11 protein-coding genes are annotated in these 13,746 nt (G+C 66.6%); 5 read left to right on the plus strand and 6 right to left on the minus strand.

Annotated elements, in window-relative coordinates; all coding sequences use genetic code 11:
- Positions 1–67 precede the first annotated feature (67 nt).
- Positions 68–2,257 carry a primosomal protein N' gene (locus tag Q0330_RS12855; RefSeq protein ID WP_299479840.1) on the minus strand — a complete coding sequence of 730 codons (2,190 nt, stop codon included), beginning with the start codon at positions 2,255–2,257 and terminating at the stop codon, positions 68–70.
- A gap of 130 nt (positions 2,258–2,387) precedes the next feature.
- Between Q0330_RS12855 and fsa the strand changes: the two genes are divergently transcribed.
- Genes fsa through Q0330_RS12870 form a run of 3 tightly spaced genes read left to right on the plus strand, consistent with a single transcriptional unit; the run spans position 2,388 to position 4,661 of the window.
- A complete protein-coding gene (gene fsa / locus Q0330_RS12860; RefSeq protein WP_299479843.1) occupies positions 2,388–3,041 on the plus strand; it encodes a fructose-6-phosphate aldolase in 654 nt (217 codons plus the stop codon).
- A 1-nt stretch (position 3,042) separates the two neighbouring features.
- Positions 3,043–3,735, plus strand: a complete 693-nt coding sequence (locus Q0330_RS12865) for a DUF484 family protein (RefSeq protein ID WP_299479846.1) — start codon at positions 3,043–3,045, stop codon at positions 3,733–3,735.
- Positions 3,732–4,661 (plus strand): tyrosine recombinase XerC, encoded by a 930-nt coding sequence (locus Q0330_RS12870; RefSeq protein WP_299479849.1) that lies wholly within the window; start codon positions 3,732–3,734, stop codon positions 4,659–4,661. Before Q0330_RS12865 ends, Q0330_RS12870 begins: the two co-directional genes overlap by 4 nt.
- Positions 4,662–4,712: 51 nt before the next feature.
- Here the strand turns inward: Q0330_RS12870 and Q0330_RS12875 are convergent, their stop codons facing one another.
- Positions 4,713–5,468 (minus strand): sulfite exporter TauE/SafE family protein, encoded by a 756-nt coding sequence (locus Q0330_RS12875; protein WP_299479852.1) that lies wholly within the window; start codon positions 5,466–5,468, stop codon positions 4,713–4,715.
- 406 nt (positions 5,469–5,874) lie between these two features.
- Here Q0330_RS12875 and Q0330_RS12880 point away from each other — a divergent pair, with 406 nt between their 5' ends.
- Together Q0330_RS12880 and Q0330_RS12885 are read left to right on the plus strand one after the other, a co-directional pair.
- Positions 5,875–6,570 carry a CDP-alcohol phosphatidyltransferase family protein gene (locus Q0330_RS12880; protein WP_299479855.1) on the plus strand — a complete coding sequence of 232 codons (696 nt, stop codon included), beginning with the start codon at positions 5,875–5,877 and terminating at the stop codon, positions 6,568–6,570.
- 97 nt (positions 6,571–6,667) lie between these two features.
- Positions 6,668–8,140, plus strand: coding sequence for an ABC transporter substrate-binding protein (locus Q0330_RS12885; RefSeq protein WP_299479857.1), 1,473 nt, complete (start codon positions 6,668–6,670; stop codon positions 8,138–8,140).
- Between the two features lie 62 nt (positions 8,141–8,202).
- Here the strand turns inward: Q0330_RS12885 and Q0330_RS12890 are convergent, their stop codons facing one another.
- The 4 genes from Q0330_RS12890 to uvrA all read right to left on the minus strand — a co-directional run.
- On the minus strand, positions 8,203–9,132 hold the full coding sequence (locus tag Q0330_RS12890; RefSeq protein ID WP_299479860.1) for a lytic transglycosylase domain-containing protein: 930 nt from the start codon (positions 9,130–9,132) through the stop codon (positions 8,203–8,205).
- Between the two features lie 85 nt (positions 9,133–9,217).
- Positions 9,218–10,126, minus strand: coding sequence for a hypothetical protein (locus Q0330_RS12895; protein ID WP_299479863.1), 909 nt, complete (start codon positions 10,124–10,126; stop codon positions 9,218–9,220).
- A 132-nt stretch (positions 10,127–10,258) separates the two neighbouring features.
- Complete coding sequence (locus tag Q0330_RS12900) at positions 10,259–11,041, minus strand: L,D-transpeptidase (RefSeq protein WP_299479866.1); 783 nt, start codon at positions 11,039–11,041, stop codon at positions 10,259–10,261.
- A gap of 188 nt (positions 11,042–11,229) precedes the next feature.
- A partial coding sequence (uvrA, locus tag Q0330_RS12905) for an excinuclease ABC subunit UvrA (RefSeq protein ID WP_299479869.1) occupies positions 11,230–13,746 on the minus strand: 2,517 nt, incomplete at its 5' end.

The raw sequence follows: 13,746 nt of genomic DNA on the forward strand, positions 1-13,746 counted from the left end.
TCCTTGGTCGCTCTTATGCTCTCAAGAAACCGGCACCTTTTCGAGACAAGTCCACGCCCCTTGATCCTCAGAAGAAGCTCTGCGGGTCGATATCCACCGATAGCCGCATGTTCACCGGCAGCTTGACCGGGGCCAGCCAGTCGCGAATGGCCTGCTGGATCGCGGCCTGCCTCGGCGCGCGGATCAGCATCCGCATCCGGTGCCGTCCCCGGATGCGGGCGATGGGGGCAGGGGCAGGGCCGAACAACTCGGCCCCCGCATCGCGGATCGGGGCGGCATTCATTGCCAGATGGCGGGCGAAATCGGCCAGCAGCGCCGCATCGGGATGGGACAGGATGATCCCGGCGAGGCGCCCGAAAGGCGGCATGGATTCGGCCCGGCGCATGGCGGCCTCGGCATCCCAGAAACCCTCGTCATCGCCCGACAGGATCGCCCGGATCACCGGATGATCCGGCTGATGGGTCTGCAAAAGCGCCAGCCCCGGCCGCTCTCCGGGCATCCGCCCGGCCCGGCCCGCGACCTGCCGCATCAGCTGAAAGCTGCGCTCTGCCGCGCGCAGGTCGGCGCCCTGAAGGCCCAGATCGGCGTCGATCACGCCGACCAAGGTCAGTTTCGGGAAGTTATGCCCCTTCGCCACCAGTTGCGTGCCGATGATGATCTCGGTCTCGCCCCCGGCGATTCCGGCGATGGTCTCCTTCAGCGCCCGGGCCGAGCCGAACAGGTCCGATGACAGCACCGTCACCTTCGCATCGGGGAAGCGCCCCGCCACCTCCTCGGCCAGCCGCTCGACGCCGGGGCCGACCGGGGCCAGCTTGCCCTCGACCCCGCAGGAGGGGCATTCGGTCGGGATCGGGCGCGTCTCGCCGCATTGGTGACAGACCAGCCGGTTCTGGAACCGATGCTCGACCATGCGGGCGTCGCATTGCTGGCAGCCGATCTGCTCGCCGCAGGCCCGGCAGACGGTGACCGGGGCATAGCCGCGCCGGTTCAGGAACAGCAGCGACTGCTCGCCCCGCGCGCGCCGCGCCTCGACCGCGCGGGCGAGTGTGGGCGAGATCCATTGCCCGCCCGGCATGTCCTCGGCCCGCAGGTCCACGGTGGCCATCTCGGGCAGTTCGGCCTCGCCATAGCGCGCGCGCAGGTCGAGCCGCGCATATTTCCCGCCCGCCGCATTCACCCAGCTTTCGAGGCTGGGCGTGGCCGAGGCCAGCACCACCTGCGCCTGCGCCACATGCCCGCGCAGAACGGCCATGTCCCGGGCTGAATAATAGACCGTATCTTCCTGTTTATAGGACGAATCATGTTCCTCATCGACAACGATCAGCCCGAGGTCGCGAAACGGCAGGAACAGCGCCGACCGGGCGCCGACGACCAGCCCGACCTCGCCCGAACCGGCCATGTGCCACAGCCGCCGCCGCTCGGTCCGCGACACGCCGGAATGCCATTCGCCGGGCCGCGCGCCGAACCGCGCCTCGACCCGGTCCAGAAACTCAGCCGAAAGCGCGATTTCCGGCAGCAGCACCAGGGCCTGCCGCCCCGCCTTCAGGCAGGCGGCCACGGCCTCCAGATAGACCTCGGTCTTGCCCGACCCGGTGACGCCGCGCAAAAGCGTCGTGCCATAAGCCCCGCTGCCGACCGCCGCCCGCAACGCCTCGGCGGCCACGGCCTGATCCGGCGCCAGCGGCTTTCCCGGCAGGTCCGGGTCAAGCCGGGGATAGGGCATGTCCTTCGGCGCGCTCACCTCGACCAGCGTTCCCGCCGCGACCAGACCCTTGACCACGCTGACCCCGACGCCGGCCAGTTGCGCCAGCTCAGACGGCGCGAAGCTCGCCCCGCCATGATCGTCGATGACCCGCAGCACCGCCGAACGCGCCTCGGTCATCCGGGAAGGCTCCGGCCCGGCGCGCAGGATGATGCGCCGCTCGGCGGGCGGCCTGTCCAGGTCCGGCGCCCGCATCGCCATGCGCAGCATCATCGGCAGCGGCGTCAGCGTGTATTCGGCGGCCCGGCTCAGGAAATCGCGCAACTCATCCGACAGCGGCGCGGCATCCACGCTGCGCAGGACCGGGCGCAGCCTGGCCAGATCGAAGGACCCTTCGCCCGGCCCCCAGACCACGCCCATCACCCGGCGCGGTCCCAGCGGGCAGATCACGATCTGGCCCTCGGCCACGCCGCCCTCTGGCGCCAGATAGTCCAGCAGCCCCACGGGTTCGGTGGTCAGCACCCCGATGCGTGCGCCCTGTCGATGGAAAGTCACGTCGTCCAGCCAGCTTTCAAGCGAAGTCCCGCAGACTTGGCCCGGACGCGCCCGAAAAACAAGCGCCCCCGGCTTTCGGCGGTCAACAGATTGCGCTATCACCGTCCCGAACGCATCTGAGGAGAGCGCCATGAAATTCTTCGTCGATACCGCCGATGTTGCCGCCATCAAGGAGTTGAACGACCTTGGCATGGTCGACGGCGTGACCACCAACCCCTCGCTGATCCTGAAATCGGGCCGCAATATCGAGGAAGTCACCCGCGAGATCTGCGACATGGTCGAAGGCCCGGTCTCGGCCGAGGTCGTGGCCGAAAAGGCCGATGACATGATCCGCGAAGGCAAGATCCTGGCCGGGATCGCGCCCAATATCGCCATCAAGGTGCCGCTGACCTGGGACGGGCTGAAAGCCTGCCGCGCCTTCGCCGATGCCGGCCACATGGTCAATGTGACGCTCTGCTTCTCGGCGGCGCAGGCGATTCTGGCGGCCAAGGCCGGGGCGACCTTCATCAGCCCCTTCATCGGCCGGCTGGACGACATCCATCTGGACGGCATGGACCTGATCGCCGACATTCGCGAGATCTACGACAATTACGGCTACGAGACCCAGATCCTCGCCGCCTCGATCCGCTCGGTGAACCATATCATCGAGGCCGGCAAGATCGGCGCCGATGTCATCACCGCGCCGCCCGGCGTCATCAAGTCGATGGCCAACCATCCGCTGACCGACAAGGGGCTGGACCAGTTCAACAAGGACTGGGCCGCCACCGGCCAGAAGATCGGCTGAGATGAGCGACGAGGCGCTGACCCCCGAACAACGCCAGGCGCTGCTGGACGATCCCAGCGCGATCCTGATGGACCGGGACCTGATGCGCGCCATTGTCGGCGCGCATGAGGATGGGGTCGGCGCCAATGTCATCGACATACGTGGCCGCGCCATGACCGCGCTGGAAGCCCGGCTCGACCGGTTGGAGGCGGCGCATGAAAACGTCATCGCCGCCGCCTATGAAAACCAGTCGGGCATGAACACCGTCCACCGCGCCGTGCTGTCGCTGCTGGAGCCGGTGGATTTCGACGGTTTTCTGGAGAATCTTCAGGCCGATCTGGCCGATATCCTGCGCGTCGACACGCTGGTTCTGGTGATGGAAACCGCGACCAAGGAGGGCGCGCCGGAACTCGGCGGGCCGCTGACCATGGTGCCGCCCGGCACGGTGGCGCGCGCCATCGCCGGCGGTCGTCGCGGCCAGCCATCGGGCGAGGTGGTCCTGCGCCGGGTGGCGGCAGCAACCGCCGCCCTGCATGGCGGCTCGGTCGCCTCCGAGGCGCTGATCCCGCTGGATCTCGGGCCGAACCGGATGCCCGCCCTGCTGCTCATGGGCGCCGAGGAACCGGGCCGGTTCAGCGCCGCCCATGGCACCGACCTGCTGCGCTTCTTCGGGCAGGCCTTCCGGCTGATCCTGCTGCGCTGGCTGGACGAATGAGCGCGCCGCTGGCGCTGACGCCGGCCATGGCGGATGCGCTGGCGCAATGGCTTCAGGGCGAGGCCGCGACCCGCGACCGCTCGCCCCATACCATCACCGCCTATCGCGACGACACCATCGCCTTCCTGTCCTTTCTCGGCGGGCATTGGGCCGAAGGCGCGACCCCGAAATCCCTTGCCGCGCTGAAACAGACCGACATGCGCGCCTTCGCCGCCTCGGAACGGGCGCGGGGTCTGTCGGCGCGGTCGCTGGCGCGGCGTCTCTCGGCGGTGCGCAGCTTCCTGCGCTGGATCTCGGATCGTCAGGGCTATGACCTTTCGGCGGCGCTGTCGACGCGCGGCCCGAAATACCAGCGTTCCCTGCCGCGTCCGCTCGCGCCCGATCAGGCGCGCGCGCTTCTGGACCATGCCGAACACCACCACCCAAAGCCCTGGATCGCGGCCCGCGACGCGGCGGTGCTGACCCTGCTTTACGGCTGCGGGCTGCGCATCTCCGAGGCGCTGTCGCTCTCCGGCGCCGACTGGCCCCTGCACGAGGCGCTGACCATTCGCGGCAAGGGCGGGCGCGAGCGTATGGTTCCGGTCCTGCCGGTGGCCAGCGACGCCATCGCCGAATATCTGCGCCTTTGTCCCTATCAGCTGGAGCAAGACGGCCCGCTCTTTCGCGGCGCGCGCGGCGGTCCCCTGCGCGCGGGCGTGCTGGAAGGTGCCATGGCGCGGATGCGCCAGTCGCTCGGCCTGCCGCCCACCGCCACGCCCCACGCCCTGCGCCACAGCTTCGCCACGCATCTTCTGTCCGCCGGGGGCGACCTGCGCACCATTCAGGAACTCCTTGGCCATGCCAGCCTGGCGACGACGCAGGTCTATACCGGCGTCGATGATGCCCGGCTGATGGAGGTCTATCGCAAGGCCCATCCCCGGCGCTGAGTGCGCGCGCGGCAGCACCCGCCGCGCGGGGACGGATCCGGCGCGCCCGGATCAGAGGAGCCGCAGCGTCTGATAGGCCGACAGGGCGCAGATCAGCACCCCGACCAGCACCAGCAACGCCCGGTGCGGAATGACGCGCACGACATAGCCGGCCAGCGGCGCGGCCAGAAGGCCGCCGACGATCAGCCCGGCCACCGCCCAGCCATGGCCGCGCAGGTCGTTCACGCTGTCCCAGTGACCGGTCGCCAGTGCGATGATGAAGGTCAGCGAAACGGCGAGCGTCAGGAAGAACTCGGCCGCATTGACCGTGCCGATCACCGGTCTCGGCGCGCCGCCGGAGCCCAGCAACCCGGTCGAGACCACCGGCCCCCAGCCGCCGCCCCCGGCCGCGTCCATGAACCCGCCGATCACGCCGAGACCGCCCGCGAAGCCGCGCGAATGGGTCCGGTACTGGTCCGGATAGGTATAGGCGCGCCAGAGGATATAGCCCCCCATCAGCCCCAGATAGGCCGCGACCAGCGGGCGCATGAACCCGGCGTCGAAGCTGGTCAGCACATAGGCGCCCATCACCCCGCCCAGCACCCCGGCGGGCATCAGGATCCAGAACAGCCGCCAGTTGACATTGCGATGGGCGATATGGCTGGCGCAGCTGGCGCCGGTGGTGAAGACCTCGGCGCCGTGCACCGCCGCCGAAGCCGCCGCCGGCGGCACCCCGAAGCTGAGCAGGACCGACGAGGACACGACCCCATAGGCCATGCCCAACGCGCCATCGACGATCTGGGCAAGAAAGCCGACTAATGCGAACAACGCAAACGAATCTTCCAAGGAATGTCTCGCTCTCATGCGGCATCCCGGGACGGGAGTCGCTCATGCGCGGGAATATCAGCCGTGATGATGCTGATTGGCAAGGGCGATTCAGAAGGGCGAGGCGGGACGGGTTTCGGACGCGCCACAGGCTGTGGCGGGGCCAGGGCCGCACCTTCCTGCCCGCCCGGAATCGAACGGGATCGCCGGGCGGTTTGGGGTTTCTTCGCCCCCCGGCGGGAACTCTGAGATGCCCCCATCAGACCCGCACCGCCGCCGTCAGCACCAGACCCGCCGCTGCGCATTCCGGCATGACAGATGATGCACGCGATATGTACGTGCGGTGTACGCCCGGCGCATGTCGCTCAAGCGGCTTGCGCGACCCCGGTCGGAATGCGACAAGCGCCGGATGAATATCCGGATACAAGCCCTGTGCGTCCACCTGCTGACCGCCACCGGCGCGGTCTTCTCGATGCTGGCCATGCTCGCCGCCGTCGACGAACGCTGGTCGCTGATGTTCTTCTGGCTGATCGTGGCCTTTGTCGTCGACGGCATCGACGGCCCCCTGGCGAGACGCTATCGGGTCAAGGAAAACTGGCCGCTTTACGACGGCGTGCTGATGGATCTCATCATCGATTTCCTGACCTATGTCTTCATCCCGGCCTTCGCGCTGTTCAAGTCCGGGCTGCTTCCGGGCTGGACCGGCTGGTTCGCGATCATCGCGATCACCTATGGATCGATTCTCTATTTCTCGGATACACGCATGAAAACGCGTGATAATTCCTTCGCCGGATTTCCCGCCTGCTGGAACATGGTGGTGCTGGTCCTGTTCGCGCTGAAGCCGAGTTTCTGGCTGATCCTCCTGATCGTGGTGGTGCTGACCGTGGCCATGTTCACCAATGTGAAATTCGTTCATCCGGTCCGCACGCAGCGCTGGCGGGCGATCACCTTGCCGATGGCGGTGGGCTGGGTCGGCTGCGCGATCTGGGCGATCCTGGTCGATTTCCACCCCTCAAGCTGGGCCAATTGGGGGCTGGTCATTTCCTCGCTCTGGCTGATCAGTGCCGGCGCCGTGCAGCAGCTGACCGAGCCGCGAGACGGCTAAGCCCCGTCCCGCACGGCCTGCCTTTGCTGCCGATTATCCTTGATCGCCTGAGATATTCTCCCATTATGGCGCGCGAACTTCACCTTTGGGGGGAATAATGTTCCATCGCCTGACGATCACCACCGCAGCATTCGCGCTTCTGGCCGCGCCCGCGCTTGCCGCTGAGGACACCATCACCCTTGGAATGGTGCTGGAGCCGCCGAGCCTCGACCCGACCGGCAATGCCGCCGCCGCCATCGACGAGGTGGTCTATTCCAACGTCTTCGAGGGGCTGACGAAATTCGGCCCGGACGGCGCGATCCTGCCCGCCCTTGCCGCAAGCTGGGACGTGGCCGAAGATGGCAAGACCTATACTTTCCATCTGCATGAAGGGGTGAAGTTCCACGACGGCGCCGATTTCGACGCCTCGGACGTGGTCTTCTCGCTCGACCGGGCGCGGGCGGCGGATTCGACCAATGCCCAGAAGACCCTGTTTGAGGGGATCGACACGGTCGAGGCCGTCGATCCGGCAACCGTGCGCGTCACCCTGAAGGATGCGGACGGGATGTTCCCCTTCAAGATGGCCTGGGGCGATGCGGTGATGCTGGACGAGGCCAGCGTGGCAGACGAGGCCACCCATCCCGTCGGCACCGGCCCGTTCAAATTCGCCGAGTGGAAGCAGGGCGATTCCATCACGCTCGACGCTTTCGACGGCTATTGGGGTGAGAAACCGGCGCTGAAATCCGCCACCTTCCGCTTCATCGGCGACCCGACCGCCGCCTTTGCCGCGATGATGGCGGGCGACGTGGACGCCTTCCCGATCTATCCCTCGCCCGAGACGCTGGCCCAGCTTGAGGCCGATCCGCGTTTCAAGGTCATTGTCGGCACCACCGAGGGCGAGACCATCCTGACCATGAACAAGGCGGTGCCGCCGCTCGATAACGTCAAGGTGCGCGAGGCGATTGCCCATGCCATCAACCGTCAGGAACTGATCGACGGCGCCATGTTCGGCTATGGCACCCCCATCGGCACCCATTTCGCGCCGCATCACCCCGACTATATCGACCTGACCGAGAAATCGGCCTATGACCCCGAGAAATCCAAGGCCCTGCTGACCGAGGCCGGGGTTTCGGGCCTGAAACTGCGGCTGGCGCTGCCGCCCACGCCTTATGCCCGTCGCGGCGGAGAGCTTCTGGCCGCGCAGCTTCGCGCCGTCGGGATCGAGACCGAGGCGACCAATATGGAATGGGCGCAATGGCTGGAAACGGTCTATAAGGGCAAGGATTACGATCTGACCATCATCAGCCATGTCGAGCCGATGGATATCGGCATCTATACGCGCGACGATTACTACTTCAATTACAAGAACGACGCGCTGAAGGCGGTCATGGCCGAGGTGAACACCACCACCGACGACGCCCACCGTTCGGAACTGCTCAAGGAAGCGCAGACGATCATCGCCGACGATTATGTCAATGGCTACCTGTTCCAGCTGGCCAAGACCGGCGTGGCCGATGCCCGGATCGAAGGGCTTTGGGAAAACAGCCCGACGCCCGCCAATGACCTGTCGAAGGTTCATTGGACCGAGTGAACGGCACAACTCGTGAATGACGGAAGGGGCGCTCTGGCGCCCCTTTTGCATGGGGCCGGCGGTCAGTTCCGCAGCACGATGCAGTTCACGCCAACGGCGCGGGCGCGCTGGCAGAACTTGTTCGCCTCGCCGCGCGAGTTCCAGCCGACCTGCGCGGTATAGACGCGCGGCGCGCCCTTGCGCAGCGTGCGGCGGACATAACTGACACGCTTGCCGTCGAGGATCGGCCCAAGCGCGCGGTTGAAGCGGTTGGCCATGCTCTGCGCGCCCGCCCGGGTCCGGTGCGAGGCCAGGATCACCCCCCAGGGCAGCACGGGATCGCTGGCCTGGGACGGGGCGAATTCGCGCAGGCTGCGATTGCCGGCAAGCGTCGTGCAGGCCTCGGCAAAGGGGGTGTCGCCGTCCAGACGAAGATCGACCTTCTCCGGCGGCGGTGGGTCGTCGCGCCATCGCCAGGCATTGAAGCCGGTAATCACCTCGACGTAATCCTGCGTCTCATAGGGCAGGGTGCCGCCGGATGCGAGGAAGCGCGCCGCCCGGTTCTCGCCGCCATTATAGGCGACGGCGGCCAGCCCGATCGAGCCGAACGTATCTCGAAGGCGGCGCAGATAGCTGGCCGAAACCTGGATTGCCTCGGCCGGGTTATAGGGGTCGTGAAGCCCGACGATGCGGGCGGTGCTGGGGATGAACTGGGCGATGCCCTCGGCCCCGGCATGAGAGACCGCGCTCGGCTCGAACCGGCTTTCCTTCCAGATCAGCCGGGCGAGGAAATTCTTGTCCAGCCCCTCGCGCGAGGCGGCGCGTTCGATGGTGCGGCAGACATCGGCAACATAGGTTTCGGCGCGGATGCAATGCAGCCCGTCGGTCGTGCAGCGCTCGTTCTTGTCGGGATTGGCGGGCGGGCGGCCATCCACCGCATCCACCGCCGGGCGGGCCAAGGCCGCCTCGCCGACCAGGCCGAAAACCAGCAGGGCAGAGAGGAATTTCCGCATTCGGCGATACTCGCAAATCTTGGATCGAAACCGGATTATCAAATCGCCGGACCCCGGGAAACCTGAACCCGGCAGGCTGGCGGCCTCAGCCGCGCTCTGCCTTGGCCTTGCGGGCGCGGCGGACGGATTTCCGGGCCTTGCGCTCTGCCTGTTGCGCTTTTTCCTGCGCTGCCTTTGCCGCTTTCTTCAGCTTCTTGCCGCCCTTCTTTGCCGCCTTCTTTGCTGCTTTTTCAGCCTTGGCCTTGACCTTCTCGGCCTTGACCGCATGGCGTTCTGCCTTGGCGGTCAACGCCTTCACCGCCGCGTCGGATTGCCCGCCTGCTTTCGGTGCCGCGATTGCAGGCAGGGGCGTCGGTGGAACTGCCGCGTTCGTCTCTGGGGCCTTGGCCGCAGCTTCTGCCGGTGCCTGGGGCTTGGTCCGTGGTTTGGGCTTTGCGGTGCGGGTCGCTGCGGGTTTTGTCTGTTGCGTCGCCGGTTCGTCCTGAGCCGTCGTCGCGGCCGTGGGCTGGGTGACGGGCAGGGCAGGGGCTTCGGCAATCGCCTTCTGCGGGGGCTGCTTGCGGGGGCCGCTGCCGCGCCGGTCCGGTGTCTGGGCTGCGCGCGGGGGCCTTGCGCTTCGGGCGACAGGCTTGCGCGCCGCCTGAGGCTTGGCTGCGGCCCGTCGGCGCCCGGCGGGTTGCGGTGCCGCTTCGGTGGCTTTGTCGGCGGCGGCTGCGGCGGCAGCCTTGGCCTTGCTGCGGCGCTGATTGCGTTCCCGAATCGCGCGGCGCAGGGCGGTGTCGAGGTATCGTGCGCGGGACTGATCGGGCTGGGGGGCGGGCCTGGCCTCTGCCTCCTGAGCTGCGGCCAGTGCCAGGGCGGCGCGAAGGTCGTCGATCAGTGCCGCAAGCGCCTTGTCGCTGTGGCCGCGAAGCTGCGGCTGGCGGGATGCGGTGGAAAGCGCCAGTTCCTCGGCGGACAGGACATCGCGTTCTTTGGCGGAAAAATCTGGCATGGCATTCCTCGGATCGGATCTGACCCGCCCTGAATAACCGAGGCCGGGCGGTTAGGAAAGTTTGTCCGATGGCCGGGACATGCAAAAGCCCCGATCCGGGCGGATCGGGGCTTGTGGCATCTTGTCGCTCAATCAGCCGCGAACGGCGCTTTCGACCGGGCTTGCCGCCGGGGCCGAGGTCGTCGTCACCGCCGGCATCTGGTTGACCGGGATGGCATAGCCCTCGGGCGATTCCCGTACCGGACCTTCATAGCTGACGCTTTCCGACTGCGAGCGGACATGCACGGTGGTGCCGGTCGGGACGCGGTTGAACAGGTCGATGATGTCCTGGTTGAACATGCGGATACAGCCGGCCGAGGTTGCCTTGCCGATCGAGGACGGATCGAGCGTGCCGTGGATGCGGTAATAGGTGTCGCGGCCACCCTGATAGAGATAGAGCGCGCGCGAGCCGAGCGGGTTGTCCGGGCCGCCGGCCATGCCGCCTTTCAGCGGGCCGTAAAGCTCTGGCTGGCTGTTGACCATGTTCGAGGTCGGGGTCCAACTCGGCCAGGCAGCCTTGCGCGCGATGGTGCCATTGCCGGCGAAGTTCTTGCCGGCGGCGCCGACGGCCACGCCATAACGCTCGGCCATGCCGCCGGGCTGGACGTAATAGAGCACGCGGGCGAAGGGGTCGACGACAATCGTGCCGGCCGATTCCGGGCCGTTATAGGGGACGTTGGTGCGCATCGTGCGCTCGTTCAGATAGGCGGTCTTCACGGCGGCGATCTGGATCGGCTCGCCATTCGGGCCGCTATCGGTGCGGGCCTCGTAATAGGCGGGAACGACCTTGCCGGGTGCCGCAGGCGCGGTTTGGGGCGTCGGGGCACAAGCCGCCAAGCCGAGGACGACGGCAAGCGCGATAGGGATGAGGCGCATTCTGACTTCCTTCCATGTCACCCCGGGGCAGACCGTGGGCGCGATAACGATAGGGGCGCGACGGGCAGCGCGCACCCCCTATTATTCAGATACCAGGGCTATCGCCCCCGCAACCGGTCAAACGCAAGGCGCACGGGCCCTGGTTCCCATAGTTTTGAACGAAATGCGACCATTGCGCCGCACCCGTGTCACTTTTGCCGCAGCGCGCGCTTTGCCGGTCGCGCCGGCAGCATCGGTGCAAGATAGCGTCCGGTATGGCTTTCCGCGACACCGGCCACGTCCTCGGGGGTGCCGGTGGCCACGATCCGGCCGCCGCCATCGCCGCCTTCGGGGCCGATGTCGATGATCCAGTCGGCGGTCTTGATGACATCGAGATTATGCTCGATCACCACCACCGTATTGCCCTGATCGACCAGGTGATGCAGCACTTCCAGCAGCTTGCGCACATCCTCGAAATGCAGGCCTGTCGTGGGTTCGTCAAGGATATACAAGGTCTTGCCGGTCGAAGCTCGTGCAAGTTCCTTGGCCAGCTTGACCCGCTGCGCCTCGCCGCCCGAGAGCGTCGTCGCCTGCTGGCCGACCTTCACATAGCCCAGCCCCACCTGCATCAGCGCATCCATCTTGCGCCGGATCGAGGGCACCGCCTTGAAGAATTCCTGCGCCTCCTCGATGGTCATGTCCAGCACATCGGCGATGGATTTGCCCTTGAACAGCACCTCCAGCGTTTCGCGGTTATAGCGCTTGCCGTGGCAGGTCTCGCAGGTGACGTAGACATCGGGCAGGAAATGCATCTCGATCTTGATCAGCCCGTCGCCCTGACAAGCCTCGCAGCGGCCGCCCTTGACGTTGAAGCTGAACCGCCCGGGCTTGTAGCCGCGCGCCTTGGATTCGGGCAGGTTGGCGAACCAGTCGCGGATATGATCGTAGGCGCCGGTATAGGTCGCGGGGTTGGATCGCGGCGTGCGGCCGATGGGGCGTTGGTCGATGTCGATGACCTTGTCGAGGTTTTCCAGCCCCTTGATGGTCTGGCAGGGCGCCGGGGCCTGACGGGCGCCGTTCAGCCGCGCCGAGGCCGTTTTGAACAGGGTTTCGATGGTCAGGGTCGATTTGCCGCCCCCTGAGACGCCCGAGACGCAGACGAAGCGGGCAAGCGGGAATTCGGCGGTCACGTCCTTCAGGTTATTGCCGGTTGCGCCGACCACGGTCACCGACTTGCCGTTGCCCTTGCGGCGTTCGACCGGCACGGCGATCTCGCGGATGCCGGACAGGTATTGCCCGGTCAGGCTGGCGCTGTCGGCGGCGATTTCCTCGGGCGTGCCCTTGGCGACGACGGTGCCGCCATGGACGCCGGCGCCCGGTCCCATGTCGAAGACGTAATCGGCATTGCGGATCGCGTCCTCGTCATGCTCGACCACCAGCACTGAATTGCCCTGATCGCGCAGCCCTTTCAGCGTCGTGATCAGCCGGTCATTGTCGCGCTGATGCAGCCCGATGGAGGGTTCGTCCAGCACATAGAGCACGCCCGTCAGCCCCGATCCGATCTGGCTGGCCAGCCGGATGCGCTGGCTTTCGCCGCCCGAAAGCGTTCCCGCCGCGCGCGACAGCGTCAGGTAATCCAGCCCGACATTCACAAGAAATCCAAGGCGTTCGCGGATCTCCTTCAAGATGGCGACGGCGATTTCGTTCTTCTGCTTCGAGAGATGCGCGGGTGCGCCCTGCACCCATGCCAGCGCCTCGTTGATGGATTTTTCCACCACCTGGCCGATATGATGGCCGGCGATCTTCACCGACAGCGCCTCGGGGCGCAGGCGGTAGCCGTTGCAGACCTGACAGGAGCGGTTGTTCTGGTAACGCTCCATCTCCTCGCGGACCCAGTTCGAATCGCTTTCGCGCAAGCGGCGCTGCATATTGGGGATGACGCCCTCGAACTGGCGGGTGACCTCGTAGATGCGACCGGCATCGTCGAAGCGGAATTTGATCTCGTCCTTGCCGGAGCCGTAGAGGAACAGCTTGCGAATATTTTCCGGCAGGTCGCGCCATGCGGTCTTCTTGTCGAAGCCGTAATGTTTTGCCAGCGCATTGATGGTCTGGGTCAGATAGGCCGATTTCGACTTGGCCCATGGCGCGATGGCGCCGCCGGCGATGGACAGCGCCTGATCAGGCACCACAAGGTTTTCGTCGAAGAACAACTCCACCCCCAGCCCGTCGCATTCCGGGCAGGCGCCCATGGGGGCGTTGAAGGAAAACAGGCGCGGCTCGATCTCGGGCAGGGTGAAGCCGGAGACCGGGCAGGCGAATTTCTCGCTGAAGGTGATGCGTTCGGGGTCGCCTTCAGCCGGCGCGGTTTCCAGCACCGCGATGCCATCGGCCAGATCCAGCGCCGTGCGCAGCGAATCGGCCAGCCGGGTTTCCATCCCCGCCGCGACCACCAGCCGGTCGACGACCACGTCGATATTGTGGCGGAATTTCTTGTCCAGTTCGGGCGGGGTGTCGATCTCGTAGAATTCGCCATCGACCTTGACGCGTTGAAAGCCCTGTTTGCGGAGTTCGAGGAACTCCTTCTTGTACTCGCCCTTGCGGTCGCGAACGATGGGGGCCAGCAGATAGCCGCGCGTGCCCTCGGGCATGGCCATGATGCGGTCGACCATGTCCTGCACCTGCTGCGCCTCGATCGGCAGGCCGGTCGCCGGGCTGTAGGGCGTGCC

This window comes from uncultured Paracoccus sp. (assembly GCF_937873615.1).
Taxonomy (GTDB): Bacteria; Pseudomonadota; Alphaproteobacteria; order Rhodobacterales; family Rhodobacteraceae; genus Paracoccus.

Excerpts from the sequence above, each read along its gene's own strand:
- Q0330_RS12870 (WP_299479849.1), top strand. The coding sequence starts at position 3,732 with ATGAGCGCGCCGCTGGCGCTGACGCCGGCCATGGCGGATGCGCTGGCG.
- Q0330_RS12865 (WP_299479846.1), top strand. The coding sequence starts at position 3,043 with ATGAGCGACGAGGCGCTGACCCCCGAACAACGCCAGGCGCTGCTGGAC.
- Q0330_RS12895 (WP_299479863.1), bottom strand. The coding sequence starts at position 10,126 with ATGCCAGATTTTTCCGCCAAAGAACGCGATGTCCTGTCCGCCGAGGAA.
- Q0330_RS12885 (WP_299479857.1), top strand. The coding sequence starts at position 6,668 with ATGTTCCATCGCCTGACGATCACCACCGCAGCATTCGCGCTTCTGGCC.
- Q0330_RS12880 (WP_299479855.1), top strand. The coding sequence starts at position 5,875 with ATGAATATCCGGATACAAGCCCTGTGCGTCCACCTGCTGACCGCCACC.
- Q0330_RS12890 (WP_299479860.1), bottom strand. The coding sequence starts at position 9,132 with ATGCGGAAATTCCTCTCTGCCCTGCTGGTTTTCGGCCTGGTCGGCGAG.
- fsa (WP_299479843.1), top strand. The coding sequence starts at position 2,388 with ATGAAATTCTTCGTCGATACCGCCGATGTTGCCGCCATCAAGGAGTTG.
- Q0330_RS12900 (WP_299479866.1), bottom strand. The coding sequence starts at position 11,041 with ATGCGCCTCATCCCTATCGCGCTTGCCGTCGTCCTCGGCTTGGCGGCT.